Origin of the sequence: Pseudomonas sp. QC2 (assembly GCF_002859085.1) — a bacterium.
Classification (GTDB): Bacteria; Pseudomonadota; Gammaproteobacteria; order Pseudomonadales; family Pseudomonadaceae; genus Aquipseudomonas; species Aquipseudomonas petroselini.
The window spans coordinates 139384-153449 of sequence record NZ_PKKS01000024.1 but is presented as its reverse complement, the minus strand read 5'-3'; the positions used below and the strand labels follow the sequence as shown (position 1 = coordinate 153449).

Genomic DNA, 14066 nt, shown 5'->3' with positions numbered 1-14066 from the left:
AAGGTTATAGCGGCTGCTTATAACCGCCACTTATCGATCAATATCAAAACTTTTTGATATTGGCCTTGCGAGGACTCCCACCCGTCTCTAGACTGCTGGCCTTATGAACCTACCCATGCCCTCCCTGCGTCCTGACGACGGCGATGAACTGGCAGCCTTATGCAAGGCCGCTGGCGACCCGTTGCGTTTGAACGTATTGCGCGCACTGGCCAACGATTCCTTCGGCGTATTGGAACTGGCGCAGATCTTCGCCATCGGCCAATCCGGCATGAGTCATCACTTGAAGGTGCTGGCCCAGGCCGACCTGGTGGCTACCCGCCGCGAAGGCAATGCGATTTTCTACCGTCGCGCCCTGCCCCACACCGAGTTGCTTGGCGGCAAGCTGCACGCCGCGCTGCTCGAAGAGGTGGACAACCTGGGTCTGCCGGGCGATGTGCAGTCGCGCATCGGCCAAGTCCATGGGCAACGCGCCGCCGCGAGCCAGGACTTTTTCGCACGGGTCGCCGAGAAATTTCGCGCCCAACAGGACTTGATCGCCGGTTTGCCGCAATACCGCGACAGCGTACTGGCGCTGCTCGACAAGCTGAGCTTCAGTGAGAAGGCCACCGCGCTGGAGGTCGGCCCAGGCGACGGCGGTTTCTTGCCGGACCTGGCGCGGCGCTTCCAGCAGGTCACCGCGCTGGACAACAGCCCGGCGATGCTCGAACTGGCGCGCCAGCTGTGCGAACGCGAAGCGCTGGGCAATGTCAGCCTGCAGCTGGCGGACGCATTGAATAGCACGGCGTTAAAGGCCGACTGCGTGGTGTTGAATATGGTCTTGCACCATTTCGCCGCCCCCGCCGACGCCCTCAAGCAAATGGCCGGGCTGCTGCACCCCGGCGGTAGCCTGCTGGTGACAGATTTATGCAGCCACAACCAGAATTGGGCCAGGGAGGCCTGCGGTGATCTCTGGTTGGGTTTTGAACAGGACGATCTGGCCCGTTGGGCCACCGCTGCGGGACTCGTTCCCGGGGAAAGCCTCTATGTAGGTTTACGTAATGGTTTCCAGATCCAGGTCCGCCATTTTCAGCGGCCGGCTGGCGACACTCACCATCGGTAAATATCAGGAAAACATCGAGATGAGCGAATACTCCCTTTTCACCTCCGAGTCCGTGTCTGAAGGGCATCCGGACAAAATCGCCGACCAGATTTCTGACGCGGTGCTGGACGCCATCATTGCTGAAGACAAGTTCGCCCGTGTGGCGTGCGAGACTCTGGTGAAAACCGGTGTAGCGATCATCGCTGGCGAAGTGACCACCACCGCCTGGGTCGACCTGGAGCAGATCGTCCGTGACGTGATCACCGACATCGGCTACACCAGCTCCGACGTCGGTTTCGACGGCGCGACCTGCGGCGTGATGAACATCATCGGCAAGCAGTCCCCAGACATCAACCAAGGCGTCGACCGTGCCAAGCCGGAAGACCAGGGCGCCGGCGACCAGGGCCTGATGTTCGGCTACGCCAGCAACGAAACCGACGTGCTGATGCCTGCACCGATCACCTTCTCGCACCAACTGGTGCAACGTCAGGCCGAAGCGCGTAAGTCCGGCCTGCTGCCGTGGTTGCGCCCGGACGCCAAGTCCCAGGTCACCTGCCGTTACGAAGGCGGCAAAGTCGTGGGTATCGACGCCGTTGTATTGTCGACCCAGCACAACCCGGACGTTTCCTACGCCGACCTGCGTGAAGGCGTGATGGAGCTGATCGTCAAGCACGTGCTGCCGGCCGAGCTGCTGAGCAAGGACACCCAGTTCCACATCAACCCGACCGGCCAGTTCATCATCGGTGGCCCGGTAGGCGATTGCGGCCTGACCGGACGCAAGATCATCGTCGACAGCTACGGTGGCATGGCCCGTCACGGCGGTGGCGCGTTCTCGGGTAAAGATCCTTCCAAGGTTGACCGTTCCGCCGCTTACGCCGGTCGTTACGTGGCCAAGAACATCGTCGCCGCCGGCCTGGCCGAGCGTTGCGAGATCCAGGTGTCCTACGCTATCGGTGTGGCCCAGCCTACGTCGATCTCACTGAATACCTTCGGCACCGGCAAGATCAGCGATGACAAGATCGTCAAGCTGGTGCGTGAGATCTTCGACCTGCGCCCTTACGCGATCACCACCATGCTCGACCTGCTGCACCCGATGTACCAGGAAACCGCAGCCTACGGCCACTTCGGTCGTACCCCTGCGCAGAAGACGGTCGGCGACGACACCTTCACCACCTTCACCTGGGAAAAAACCGACCGCGCCAACGACCTGCGGATTGCCGCCGGCCTGTAATCGCTCTCGGTACACAAAAGCCCCGCCGGGTTCGCCCGGCGGGGCTTTTTATTGCGCCGTCATTTGCGCGATGGCCTTCACGTTTTTTGGATCCAAACCTTGCAGGCTCAATGATGGCCCTCTAGAATCCGCGCCCTCTCGGGCCCGTCACCTTATTTGGATATTGCCCTGCGCCAGCCCGGGACTCATCAGCGCGCAGGCAATCGAACATTGAGGTTTTCCATGCGCATCTCCACGCTCGCCCCTGCCGCCCTCCTGCTCAGCCTGTTTGCCCTGCCGGCAAACGCCGCCGACCTGAGCGCACTGAGTGGTGCCCTGAGTTCCCAACTGGGCGGCGGCAACTCCGGCGACTGCCAGAAGCAAGCCAACGACCTGCAAGCCAAGATCGATGCAGCCGAGGCCCAGAAGGACAGCTTGAAAGTGAAAGCCTTCAAAGCGGCGCAGGACCAGATCAACAAAGGTTGTAACAAACTCACTGAGGCCCAGGCCAAAGCCGACGCCAAGCAGCAAACCCAAGAGGCCAAGGCCGATAAGCCCGACGCGGTGAAAGCCCTGGGCGGCCTGTTCAAGTAAATAGAAACACCCCGTAAAGAGCCCCGCACTGCCGGGGCTTTTTTGTGGCCGGGTGGATCATTTAGGCTGGGCACCCTTTCCGAGCAAGGATGCTCATGATGCACTTACTGTTTGCCCTTTTACTCAGCGCCCTACCCTGCTGGGTGTGGGCCCAAGCGTGCTCCGATGAAGCCCGAGCACACGTCAGTACCCTGGCCGAACAGATACGCCAATGGGATGACAGTTACCACCGGCTTGGCCAATCCCCGGTGAGCGACGAACTCTACGACCAGGCGCGCCAGCGCCTGGCTCAGTGGCATCAGTGCTTCCCCGCCCCCACCGCCACACCCAACAACCCACTGGCGAGTTCACGTGGCGCCCAGCCTCACCCCGTTGCGCATACAGGCCTGGAGAAACTGCTGGACGAACACGCAGTCGACGCCTGGCTGGGCACACGAAAGGATGTCTGGATTCAACCCAAGGTGGACGGAGTGGCGGTAACCCTGGTGTATCAACAGGGTCGCCTGCGCCAAGTCATCAGCCGAGGCGATGGTGTCATGGGCCACGACTGGTCTGCCTCCGCGCGCAAAATCCCCGGCATTGTCCAGCAGTTGCCCGACCCCATCGACCTGGTGCTGCAAGGCGAACTCTATTGGCGCCTCGACGACCATGTGCAATCGGCCAGCGGCGGGCTCAATGCCCGCAGCAAGGTGGCCGGGTTGATGAACCGCAAACACTTGGGCGACACCGATGCCGCCGGTATTGGCCTGTTCGTCTGGGCTTGGCCACAAGGGCCGGCAGCCTTTACCGAGCGCCTTTCCACACTGAAACGTTGGGGGTTCACTGACACCCAGCGCTTCAGCCAGCCCATCCGGAACATCAGCGAAGCCGCGCACTGGCGCGCCTATTGGTATGGCCATCCACTGCCGTTCGCCAGCGATGGGGTGGTGTTGCACCAGGCGCAGCACGCCCCTGCCGAGCGTTGGCAGGTCAGTACACCCTACTGGGCGGCCGCCTGGAAGTACCCGACGACCAAGGCCCTGGCGCTGGTGCGCGACGTGCAATTCAAGATCGGCCGTACCGGGCGCATCACACCCATGCTGGAATTGGAACCGGTGCGCTTGGATGACCGGCAGATCAGCCGGGTGAGCGCCGGCTCATTGAAGCGCTGGCAATCGCTGGATATCCGCCCTGGCGACCACGTCTCCATCAGCCTGGCGGGCCAGGTGATCCCTCGGCTGGATGAGGTCATCCTGCGCAGCAGCACAAGGGCGGACTTGCCCGTGCCCAATCCGGGGAAATTCCATGCCTTGAGTTGCTGGCAACTGGACCCCGGTTGCGAGGAGCAGTTGCTGGCGCGCCTTTCCTGGCTGAGCGGCAACCAGGGCCTCGCCTTGCCACACATAGGCCGCGAAACCTGGAGCGTATTGATCCAGGCCGGTCTAATCGCAGGCTTTCTCGATTGGTTAACCCTGGATACGGCAGAGCTTGCTAACATTGATGGCTTCGGTGATCGCACCCGTGCGCGCGTGGTCGACAGCTTCCACAGCGCGCGGCAACGGCCCTTCGCACAATGGCTCAAGGCCTTGGGTGTACCGCCTGCGGCACGTAATAACCTGGAAGGCGACTGGCAGACGCTGGTCGCCAGAGACACCCAGGCCTGGCTGGCCATCGATGGCATCGGCCCGGGCCGCGCAGCGCAACTGAGCGCTTTTTTTCGCGACCCGCACGTACAGGCCTTGGCTGAAACATTACGCGTGGCGGGGATAGACGGTTTTTGAACCCGCTGTCCGCGCCATCAGATTGCGACTTTGGAGCCCCACATGAAATTTCTAGCCCCCTTTGCCTTGCTGACCGTCGCAAGCTTCATGGCCACGCCGCTGATGGCCGCCGAAGAAGCCCCTCAGCTCACCGGCTGCGCGGCCAAGCGCCAAGCCATCAGCACCCAGATCGAACAAGCCAAGGTCCACGGCAACAGCGAACAACAAGCCGGCCTGGAAAAAGCCCTGAGCGAAGTCACTGCCAACTGCACCGACGCCTCCCTGAGGAAAGAGCGGGAAAACAAGGTGCTCGACGCCAAGCATGAAGTCAGCCGCCGTCAGGCCGACCTCGACAAGGCCATGAAAAAAGGCGACGCGGACAAGATCAACAAGCGTAAGGACAAACTCGCCGAGTCCCGCAAGGAACTGCAGGACGCCGTGGAAGAACTCGACCAGTAAAACCAGTCAGTGGTCCCGGAACTGTTTATGGCAGGCGCTGCAGGCATCTTCGACTTTCTGCACCGCAGGCCCCAGGTTGCTGGCCTTGTAAGGCTGCACTTGGCTGGCGGTCACCAATTCACCGGTGGCCGCTTCAAGGTTGCGGGCCAGTTGCTGGAATTGCGCCTGTTTCTGCCAGACATCGTCCTTTGCGCTGGTGTGATCCTCTTCACGCACGCTCGGAAAATGTTTCCATGGTTCATGGGACAACGCGTCCAGCTTGACCGCGCCGTCGGCGAATTTCGCGCCGTCGAACGGGATGCGTCCGCGCAGCATGCCGCCCAGGTCTTCGCCGGTCTTGAGCATCTGCTTGAAGATCGCCTTGCGCTGGCCCAGCGGCGAATTCGGATCAACGCCGCCACAGGCGGACAACGTCAGGCAGGCCAGCAGTACAACGGTCAGTCGTTTAAAAGTCATGGTGGCTTCGAGGTCACGGAAAACGGCGGCCAGTATCCTCGCCCCGCCCGCAAAGACCAATAGCCCTATTATTAATAAGGGTTGCCCAACAGCGCTGCTACGCGGGCAATCGCTTCAGGAAGTGTTTGTATGAATGTCAGCTTGAAACCCTGGAGCCGCCGCCTGGCGTGGGCTCTGCCGATGATCGCACTGCTGGCCGGCTGCGACGCGGGCAAAGAAACAGCCAAAGATGAAACTTCCAAACCCCACGCCGTCGCCACCTATGTGAGCGCACCGTGGGAAGCCTTGCCGACGGTGTCCGACAGCGATCTGCTGGCCGGTTTTGAATCCTGGCGCAGCGCCTGCCAACGGCTCAAGGCCGACCCGGTGTGGGGCGCGACCTGTGCGGCAGCCGCCACAGTGCCGAACAATGCCGTGGCGGTGCGCGGATTCCTCAAGGAGCGCCTGGATGTGTTCGGCCTGCGCTCGGCCGACAACACCCCGAACGGCTTGATCACCGGCTACTACGAACCGGTCTACCCCGGCAGCCTGACCAAGACCGCCAAGGCCAACGTGCCGGTGTACGGCGTGCCGGACGACCTGATCATCGTCAACCTGGAAAGCATCTACCCCGAGCTCAAGGGCAAGCGCCTGCGCGGTCGCCTGGAAGGTCGCGTGCTCAAGCCCTACGACGACGCCAGCGCCATCAACGGCCAGGGCTCCACGGCCAAGCCGATCGCCTGGCTGACGAACCCGATGGACCTGCAATTCCTGCAAATCCAGGGCTCGGGCCGCATTCAACTGGCCGGTGGGCGCCAACTGCGCGTCGGTTATGGCGACCAGAACGGCTACCCCTACCGCCCGATCGGTCGCTGGCTGGTGGAACAAGGCGAGCTGAAGAAGGAAGACGTGACCATGGGCGCCATCAGCGCTTGGGCCAAGGCGCATCCGCAGCGTATTCCGGAGCTGCTGGCGAGCAACCCAAGCTATGTGTTTTTCAGCGCACGGCCCGACAGCAATGAAGGCCCGCGCGGTTCCTTGAACGTACCGTTGACCGCCGGCTACAGCGTCGCGGTGGATCGCAAGGTGATTCCGCTGGGCAGTCTGCTGTGGCTTTCGACTACCAAGCCGGATGGTTCGCCCATCGCCCGCCCGGTAGCGGCACAGGACACCGGCGGTGCAATCACGGGTGAAGTGCGCGCGGACTTGTTCTGGGGCACTGGCGATGCGGCGGGTGAACTGGCGGGGAACATGAAGCAGCAGGGGCAAATCTGGATGTTGTGGCCCAAGGGCGCAGCATTGCCGCAAGTGCCGGATGCACCTGTCGGGAGCTGAAAAACGCTCCGCCGGGCTCGGTTCACCGTAGTGAGCGGGCTTGCTGTGGTGAGCGGGCTTGCCCCGCGCTGGGCTGCGCAGCAGCCCCCATCAGCCTCACCCCATTTATTCAGGCACACCGAGGCGTATGGTTCCGGGGCGGCTTCGCCACCCAGCGCGGGGCAAGCCCGCTCACTACAAACACCGCCCCCACAGTGGCTCTGCTTCAGCCTTCAGATCGAGACGAAGAAGAAACTCGCAATCAGCGCCATACCCACGAACCACACCAGTGAGCGAGCGATCGCCCAGTCGGCCAGGTAGCAGATGATGTACAGCAGGCGACTGGTGATAAACAGCACAGCCAGCACATTGATGGTGACCAACTCAGCCGTACCGGCCAAGTGCGCGATAATCACTGCCGCCGCAAATGCCGGCGTCACTTCAAAGCTGTTGAGTTGAGCACTGTGGGCACGCTTGGCAACCCCTTCGAGGGTGTCCAGGAACGCGCGAGGGTCGTGGTTCTGCCGCGGCCCGAACTTGCCACCGCTGAACTTGGCCACGCCTGTGCACAGATAAGGCAGAAAAATTGCGATCAACACACACCAGAAGGCCACCGTCATCACTGATTCCTTTTTTAGTTTGCTTTTTAGTTTGAAGCAGAATTTAGAGTTTTAGCACTCAACATGAAACGCCGCACCCATCGCTATGAGCCGCCAGCCCCGCAAAAGGTTCTATCGGTGATTTGCCCCCAGCCCTGCAACATTGTGCAGGGGTTGCGGTCCATCCCCCAATTAACGCTCTTCCACCCAACTTCCAAGGACCCCGGATGCTTGAACTTGTCGCCGCCTTCATTTGCCTCACCACCCTGCTCACCTATGTGAACTTCCGCTTCATTGGCCTGCCGCCCACCATCGGCGTGATGGTCACGGCCCTGCTGTTTTCGCTGATCCTGCAAGGCTTGAGTTTTCTCGGATATCCAGGCCTGGAAGAGCGCATCCAGCAACTGATTGGCCAGATCGACTTCGGCGATCTGCTGATGAACTGGATGCTCTCATTCTTGCTGTTCGCCGGTGCCTTGCACGTAAACCTCAACGACCTGCGCAGCTACCGCTGGCCCATCGGCCTACTGGCGACCTTCGGCGTATTGATCGCGACCGTGGTGATCGGCAGCCTGGCGTATTACATCTTTGCCCTGTTCGGCTGGCACGTCAGCTTCCTCTACTGCCTGCTGTTCGGTGCGCTGATTTCCCCCACCGACCCGATCGCGGTATTGGGCGTGCTGCGTACCGCCAACGCCTCCAAGCCATTGAAGACCACCATTGTCGGCGAGTCGCTGTTCAACGATGGCACGGCCGTCGTGGTGTTTACCGTTTTACTGGGCATTGCACAGTTAGGCGAAACGCCGACGGTGGGCGCCACCGCCATGCTGTTTGCCCATGAGGCGATTGGCGGCGTGGTGTTCGGTGGCCTGATCGGCTACCTGGTGTACCTGATGATCAAGAGCATCGAGCAGCACCAGATCGAGGTGATGCTGACCCTCGCCCTGGTCATCGGCGGCTCGGCGATGGCCACCGAACTGCACGTCTCGGCACCGATTGCGATGGTGGTCGCCGGGCTGATCATCGGCAACCTGGGGCGCAAACTGGCAATGAACGACATGACCCGGCGCTACCTGGATGGCTTCTGGGAATTGCTCGATGACATGCTCAATGCGCTGCTGTTCGCACTGATCGGCATGGAGCTGCTGCTGTTGCCGTTTAACTGGCTGCACGTGTTCGCCGCCAGCTTGCTGGCCGTGGCGATCCTGCTGTCGCGTCTGTTGACGGTTGCACCGGCCATCCTGCTGCTGCGGCGCTGGCGCACAGTGCCACGCGGGACCATCCGCATCCTGACGTGGGGTGGCCTGCGTGGCGGGGTGTCCGTGGCACTGGCATTGGCCCTGCCGCTGGGCCCGGAGCGCGACTTGCTGCTGAGCATCACCTACATCGTGGTGCTCTCGTCGATCCTGCTGCAGGGGTTGAGCATCGGCAAGCTGGTCAAGCGCGTGACCCGGGACGAACCCCAGGCCGCGCCGGACGCTCACTGAGCCTTGTCGATCTGCTGCGGATGCCTCGGGTCCGCAGCTTTCTTGCCCGGCAGACTGCTTTCGCTGCGAATCTGCGCATGGCTGATCAGCGCAAAGATAAAGCTGCCGCCAATGATATTGCCCGCCAGGGTCGGCCCGGCGAACACCAGCCAGAAATCCTTCCACGGCAACTCGCCAGCGAATACCAGGTACGACACCTCGGCGGAGCCGACGACGATATGGGTGAAGTCACCCAGAGCCATCAGGTAGGTGATCAGAATAATGATCCACATCTTGGCGCTTTCCATGGAGGGGATCATCCACACCATGGTGGCGATCATCCAGCCGGAGACGATGCCCTTGGCAAACATCTGGCCGGCGTCGTTTTCCATGATCTTGCGGCCGATTTCCAGGAAGGCCAGGTCGGTCTTGGTGTCGAAGATCGGCAGGTGCAACATCACATAAGCCACCAGCAAGGTGCCGCACAGGTTGCCCACCAGCACCACTGTCCATAGCCGTAACAATCGCCCGGCATTGCCTAGCGTGGGTTTGCTCATCACCGGCAAAACAGCGGTCAGGGTGTTCTCGGTGAACAGTTGCTGGCGCGCCAGGATCACTGCCAGGAACCCTGCGCAGTAGCCGAAGCTGGCGATAACCTTAAAGCTCTCGCCATCCGGCAGCCGAGAGTTGAGCAACCCCATGGCCATCAGCGAAAGGCCCATGGTCAACCCGGCCGCCAATGCCGACCACCACAAGGCAGCAACACTGCGCTCCAGTTCCTGGTCACCCTGTGTACGGATGATTTCATGCAACACCGCCGCACGGGGTGGTTGGTTCTTGTCCACGTCCTGTTGCTCTTCCTGCGACAGGTTTGGGGTCTTGCCGTCTGCTTGAGTGGCCATGATGTTCCAGAGTCCTAGGGGTGCCTGTAGCTACGACACGCCGCCACAGTAGCTGTTCAGTGGCCACACAACTAAACCTGCACCTTCCAGGCCTTTGCCATCTCCACGGTGGTTGAGCGGCGCGCCTTGTCCCAGGGTTTGTTACGCGCTTTGTAGTGACCACTGATGGTGTCGAGTACCTGGTTGAATTCGCTGGGGGTAGTAGCCCGAGCCAGGTCCTGAGCCGCACGGTGCAACAGTTCAACGTTAGACTTGGGCTGGCCTGGCCGAAACAACGAGGGGTAGATCACTTCCCGTGTGAAGTTTTCAGCTTTCATCGAAATATCGCGTACTTTCATTTCGGTCACTGCACCGCCGATGACTTTGGACAGAGGCATTGCATCACTTTCGATCTGTTTGGCCGCCACTTGCAGCAATTGCTGAAAGTTGCGCTGACTTGCAACATTGAGGCTGCGCCCCAACCAGTCGATGTGCTCTGGCCGTCGGGCAAGGGCATCCAAGTTACGCAGGGCCGATGAAATGTTCGGCGTGAACACCAGCGAGCCCTGTGACTGATTAGCCTGGGTGATCGCACCATCCAGGTTTCGCAACGCCTGTTGCGCGTTTTTTCGAAACATCAGCACATCCGCGACCGCCGGGTCGCTTTGCAGCGTGGGTTGCACGCTGGCGAGCATTTCATCATCCATGGCCAGCACGGCTTCATTCAGTGATTGGAACGAATGATGCTCAAGTGCCTTGGTCCGTCGCTCCAAATGCGTCTCCACCGCTTGTCGCGCTTTCGTCTGCAGGAGTTGCTTCTGCTCATCCTGCATAGTGAAGTTGACCGTGCCATTGAGCAGACCCGTAAAGTCGCCTTTTTCGGTCTTCAGGGGCAGTGTCACAATCTGATCGGCGAACGCTTCGAGCCTTTTATCCTGAAACGCTCCAGCGGCCGAATGCTCAACGCCCACGAGATGGTCGGCCAGACTGCTGAAAAAACTGCCACTGCGAGCGGATGCAGCAGAAGAGCTGGACTCAAATTTAACGATCAGCGATTCAGGCTTGTTCAGCGGACTATCGGGACATGGCCGCGCCACAACACCTGGCGCCGGAGTGTTGAGCAGCAACCCACCATCCTTGAATGCGGTTTTTTCAGCTGATGCCTGGAAGGCATGACCTTGCTCCACCGGATTTTTGAACACCACCGGTAACGAACCCGAAATATGCGCGGCCCGGGCAATATCCATCGCTGGAGTCAGGCTGGCATTGAACATCACTAATTGCGGGCGGCCATCAAACATGCCGCTACCGGTGATACTGAGTTGCTTGATCGCAGGAATATACCGGCTCAACACCTCGAGATCACCAAACGTGGGTGCGCCACCCGCAGTCAGCTTGTCAGCAATGCTCATGACTTCGGTCGGCCTGGTTTCTCGAGGGCTTTGCGCGATATGACCAAGAATCGACGCGCGCGACTCGTTGCGGATCAGTTCCTCAAGGGGAAGGGCTTCAGTCTGCAGGCGCGGCGCCAAGGTCATCAACAAACGGGAAATAGTGCCGACACCACCGGGCAAACGCCCCGCACATTTGCCAAGTGTCGTACAGGCATCCTGCATCCAGGCCGTCACGGCGTCCTGGCTGTTCAGTAGGCTCGGTAAATCGATGCTGTCCGACAACCGGTCAAATGCCGCAGCGCCCATTCCGCTGGCAATCAACGCCGCCGAAATCGCACCGGCGGATGAGCCGGATATCGACTGAATACCGTTCAGCTTCCGGGCGTCCTCAAGCGCCTGCACCACCCCCGAAAAGGCGACGCCCTTGGCGCCTCCACCGCTCAACACCAGGCTCGTGACGGGCGGCGCCGATAAAATCACCTCCACCCGCCCCTTACTATCGCGTAGAAGCGTCACATTGCGCTCGCCCACGCCCTCCACCAGCGCCGTCTTCACAGTGTGCTGGGTCGGGGAATGAGCCTTATCACTCCATGCGGGTTGATTCCGGGCGATCGAGTTAATCACTTTCATACGCAGGCTCTCTACAGGGTGTGGTCCTGAGTGATGAGAGAGCCTGGCAGAGATCCATACGGAATGATTTGGTAAAGCAAATCACGCCGAGGGTTTGTTACTCAGGAAGACTGTCGTCCTTGAACTGGTCCTTCACGTACCGGATCTCGGTACGGCCATGAGGCGCTGGCAGACCATCTTCACCGAGGTTGACGAAGACCATTTTCTCTACCGTGAGGATGCTCTTACGCGTGATCTTGTTGCGTACTTCACAGGTCAGGGTGATGGAGGTGCGGCCGAACTCGGTGGCGGTGATGCCCAGTTCGATGATGTCGCCCTGGCGCGAGGCGCTGACGAAGTTGATTTCGGAGATGTACTTGGTGACCACCCGCTGGTTGCCCAGCTGGACGATGGCATAGATCGCCGCTTCTTCATCGATCCAGCGCAACAGGCTGCCGCCGAACAGGGTGCCGTTGGGGTTGAGGTCTTCGGGTTTTACCCATTTGCGGGTGTGGAAGTTCATGGTCACTCCAAAGCGTGTTGCGAAATGATGGGCAACATCATGGCAGAGCCCGGCCCCAAGCTCTATGAGCCATTGCCTATCACGCCTATGTGCGATCTTCATGTTGCCGACAGAAAGGCTTGGGAAGTCTGGCGCACACGGCTATAATCGCCCCCGCTTCAAAACGGTCATCTTCAGTTGATACCGTTCTCCCGCCACCTGTCCGAGGGGCGCTGCAGCAGGTTCAACCTGTCAGGCTCGGATGGGGCGTTGTCCGGCCTGGTACACCTGGCCTGATACTAAACGCACAACGGCGCCCATTCGCACACTACGAATGGAGGCTCTTCATGAGCGCAGTAAACACGCCTGCAGATTTCAACGACTACAAAGTCGCCGACATGTCCCTCGCCGCCTGGGGCCGTCGTGAAACCTTTATCGCCGAATCCGAAATGCCTGCCCTGATGGGCCTGCGCCGCAAGTATGCCGCTGAGCAACCGCTCAAGGGTGCGAAGATCCTCGGCTGCATCCACATGACCATCCAGACCGCCGTGCTGATCGAAACCCTGGTTGCCCTGGGTGCCGAAGTACGCTGGTCGTCCTGCAACATTTTCTCGACTCAAGACCAGGCCGCTGCCGCCATCGCTGCTGCCGGTATCCCGGTATTCGCCTGGAAAGGCGAGACCGAAGAAGAGTACGAGTGGTGCCTGGAGCAAACCATCCTGAAAGATGGCGCGCCTTGGGATGCCAACATGATCCTCGACGACGGCGGCGACCTGACCGAGCTGCTGCACAAGAAGTACCCAGCAATCCTGGACCGCGTCCACGGCGTGACCGAAGAAACCACCACGGGCGTACACCGCCTGTTGGACATGCTGGCCAAGGGCGAGCTGAAAATCCCGGCCATCAACGTCAACGACTCGGTGACCAAGAGCAAGAACGACAACAAGTACGGCTGCCGTCATAGCCTGAACGATGCCATCAAGCGCGGCACCGACCACCTGCTGTCGGGCAAGCAAGCCCTGGTGATCGGCTACGGTGACGTGGGCAAGGGCTCGTCCCAGTCCCTGCGTCAGGAAGGCATGATCGTCAAGGTCTCCGAAGTCGACCCGATCTGCGCCATGCAAGCCTGCATGGACGGCTTCGAAGTGGTTTCGCCGTTCATCGATGGCGTCAATGACGGCACCGAAGCGAGCATCGACAAGGCCCTGCTGGGCAAGATCGACCTGATCGTGACCACCACCGGTAACGTGAATGTTTGCGACGCGAACATGCTCAAAGCCTTGAAGAAGCGTGCTGTTGTCTGCAACATTGGTCACTTCGACAACGAAATCGACACCGCTTTCATGCGCAAGAACTGGGCATGGGAAGAGGTGAAGCCACAGGTACACAAGGTTCACCGTACCGGTGCTGGCGCGTTCGACGCCCAGAACGACGACTACCTGATCCTGCTGGCTGAAGGCCGCCTGGTTAACCTGGGCAACGCCACCGGCCACCCTAGCCGCATCATGGACGGTTCGTTCGCCAACCAGGTCCTGGCCCAGATCTTCCTGTTCGGCCAGAAGTACGCCGACCTGTCGCCCGCCCAGAAAGCCGAGCGCCTGACCGTGGAAGTATTGCCGAAGAAACTCGACGAAGAAGTGGCCCTGGAAATGGTCCGCGGCTTCGGCGGCGTGGTGACTCAACTGACCAAGACCCAGGCCGACTATATCGGCGTGACCGTTGAAGGTCCGTTCAAGCCGCACGCTTACCGTTACTGAGTAACAGCCCCCTGCTTTGCTGGGGCGGG

At 60.5% G+C, this 14066-nt stretch carries 13 protein-coding genes and 1 riboswitch; of the genes, 8 read left to right on the top strand and 5 right to left on the bottom strand.

All coding sequences use genetic code 11. From position 1 onward, the window contains the following. The first annotated feature begins 103 nt into the window (after positions 1–103). From QCBJ_RS25805 to QCBJ_RS25785, 5 genes are all read left to right on the top strand, one after another. Complete coding sequence (locus QCBJ_RS25805) at positions 104–1099, top strand: metalloregulator ArsR/SmtB family transcription factor (protein WP_102061879.1); 996 nt, start codon at positions 104–106, stop codon at positions 1097–1099. Between the two features lie 19 nt (positions 1100–1118). Next, the gene (gene metK / locus QCBJ_RS25800; protein WP_015886297.1) at positions 1119–2309 is read left to right on the top strand and encodes a methionine adenosyltransferase; all 1191 of its coding nucleotides are present in this window, start codon (positions 1119–1121) and stop codon (positions 2307–2309) included. A gap of 222 nt (positions 2310–2531) precedes the next feature. Continuing rightward, on the top strand, positions 2532–2882 hold the full coding sequence (locus tag QCBJ_RS25795) for a hypothetical protein (protein WP_043206029.1): 351 nt from the start codon (positions 2532–2534) through the stop codon (positions 2880–2882). A 95-nt stretch (positions 2883–2977) separates the two neighbouring features. Further along, positions 2978–4642 carry an NAD-dependent DNA ligase LigB gene (gene ligB / locus QCBJ_RS25790; protein WP_102061878.1) on the top strand — a complete coding sequence of 555 codons (1665 nt, stop codon included), beginning with the start codon at positions 2978–2980 and terminating at the stop codon, positions 4640–4642. Between the two features lie 42 nt (positions 4643–4684). Next, entirely contained in the window at positions 4685–5080 is a 396-nt protein-coding gene (locus QCBJ_RS25785; RefSeq protein ID WP_102061877.1) for a DUF1090 domain-containing protein, read from the top strand. Between the two features lie 6 nt (positions 5081–5086). Here QCBJ_RS25785 and QCBJ_RS25780 read toward each other — a convergent pair whose 3' ends face one another. Next, the gene (locus tag QCBJ_RS25780; protein WP_015886301.1) at positions 5087–5536 is read right to left on the bottom strand and encodes a cytochrome c; all 450 of its coding nucleotides are present in this window, start codon (positions 5534–5536) and stop codon (positions 5087–5089) included. Between the two features lie 129 nt (positions 5537–5665). On the opposite strand from QCBJ_RS25780, the gene QCBJ_RS25775 reads away from it, so the two are divergent. Then, positions 5666–6850: a murein transglycosylase A gene (locus tag QCBJ_RS25775; protein WP_102061876.1), complete on the top strand. Its 1185-nt coding sequence runs from the start codon at positions 5666–5668 to the stop codon at positions 6848–6850. A gap of 212 nt (positions 6851–7062) precedes the next feature. On the opposite strand, the gene QCBJ_RS25770 is transcribed toward QCBJ_RS25775, so the two are convergent. Beyond that, positions 7063–7449: an MAPEG family protein gene (locus QCBJ_RS25770; RefSeq protein ID WP_043206031.1), complete on the bottom strand. Its 387-nt coding sequence runs from the start codon at positions 7447–7449 to the stop codon at positions 7063–7065. Between the two features lie 206 nt (positions 7450–7655). Between QCBJ_RS25770 and QCBJ_RS25765 the strand changes: the two genes are divergently transcribed. Then, positions 7656–8915 (top strand): sodium:proton antiporter, encoded by a 1260-nt coding sequence (locus QCBJ_RS25765; protein ID WP_046034962.1) that lies wholly within the window; start codon positions 7656–7658, stop codon positions 8913–8915. On the opposite strand, the gene QCBJ_RS25760 is transcribed toward QCBJ_RS25765, so the two are convergent. From QCBJ_RS25760 to QCBJ_RS25750, 3 genes are all read right to left on the bottom strand, one after another. Beyond that, positions 8909–9796, bottom strand: coding sequence for a formate/nitrite transporter family protein (locus tag QCBJ_RS25760; RefSeq protein ID WP_015886305.1), 888 nt, complete (start codon positions 9794–9796; stop codon positions 8909–8911). The two genes, QCBJ_RS25765 and QCBJ_RS25760, sit on opposite strands and share 7 nt — an antisense overlap. Before the next feature lie 71 nt (positions 9797–9867). Then, positions 9868–11799: a patatin-like phospholipase family protein gene (locus tag QCBJ_RS25755; RefSeq protein ID WP_093542502.1), complete on the bottom strand. Its 1932-nt coding sequence runs from the start codon at positions 11797–11799 to the stop codon at positions 9868–9870. A gap of 97 nt (positions 11800–11896) precedes the next feature. Then, a complete protein-coding gene (locus QCBJ_RS25750) occupies positions 11897–12301 on the bottom strand; it encodes an acyl-CoA thioesterase (RefSeq protein ID WP_010207175.1) in 405 nt (134 codons plus the stop codon). Between the two features lie 198 nt (positions 12302–12499). Continuing rightward, a riboswitch (S-adenosyl-L-homocysteine riboswitch) is annotated at positions 12500–12606 on the top strand. 21 nt (positions 12607–12627) lie between these two features. Here QCBJ_RS25750 and ahcY point away from each other — a divergent pair. Then, positions 12628–14037 carry an adenosylhomocysteinase gene (ahcY, locus tag QCBJ_RS25745; RefSeq protein WP_015886307.1) on the top strand — a complete coding sequence of 470 codons (1410 nt, stop codon included), beginning with the start codon at positions 12628–12630 and terminating at the stop codon, positions 14035–14037. The last annotated feature ends 29 nt before the right edge of the window (positions 14038–14066 follow it).

Bases quoted from the DNA above. Each gene is read 5' to 3' on its own strand.
- QCBJ_RS25805 (WP_102061879.1), top strand. From the start codon at position 104: ATGAACCTACCCATGCCCTCCCTGCGTCCTGACGACGGCGATGAACTG.
- QCBJ_RS25780 (WP_015886301.1), bottom strand. From the start codon at position 5,536: ATGACTTTTAAACGACTGACCGTTGTACTGCTGGCCTGCCTGACGTTG.
- QCBJ_RS25760 (WP_015886305.1), bottom strand. From the start codon at position 9,796: ATGGCCACTCAAGCAGACGGCAAGACCCCAAACCTGTCGCAGGAAGAG.
- QCBJ_RS25775 (WP_102061876.1), top strand. From the start codon at position 5,666: ATGAATGTCAGCTTGAAACCCTGGAGCCGCCGCCTGGCGTGGGCTCTG.
- metK (WP_015886297.1), top strand. From the start codon at position 1,119: ATGAGCGAATACTCCCTTTTCACCTCCGAGTCCGTGTCTGAAGGGCAT.
- QCBJ_RS25795 (WP_043206029.1), top strand. From the start codon at position 2,532: ATGCGCATCTCCACGCTCGCCCCTGCCGCCCTCCTGCTCAGCCTGTTT.
- QCBJ_RS25770 (WP_043206031.1), bottom strand. From the start codon at position 7,449: ATGACGGTGGCCTTCTGGTGTGTGTTGATCGCAATTTTTCTGCCTTAT.
- ahcY (WP_015886307.1), top strand. From the start codon at position 12,628: ATGAGCGCAGTAAACACGCCTGCAGATTTCAACGACTACAAAGTCGCC.
- QCBJ_RS25755 (WP_093542502.1), bottom strand. From the start codon at position 11,799: ATGAAAGTGATTAACTCGATCGCCCGGAATCAACCCGCATGGAGTGAT.
- QCBJ_RS25765 (WP_046034962.1), top strand. From the start codon at position 7,656: ATGCTTGAACTTGTCGCCGCCTTCATTTGCCTCACCACCCTGCTCACC.
- ligB (WP_102061878.1), top strand. From the start codon at position 2,978: ATGATGCACTTACTGTTTGCCCTTTTACTCAGCGCCCTACCCTGCTGG.
- QCBJ_RS25750 (WP_010207175.1), bottom strand. From the start codon at position 12,301: ATGAACTTCCACACCCGCAAATGGGTAAAACCCGAAGACCTCAACCCC.
- QCBJ_RS25785 (WP_102061877.1), top strand. From the start codon at position 4,685: ATGAAATTTCTAGCCCCCTTTGCCTTGCTGACCGTCGCAAGCTTCATG.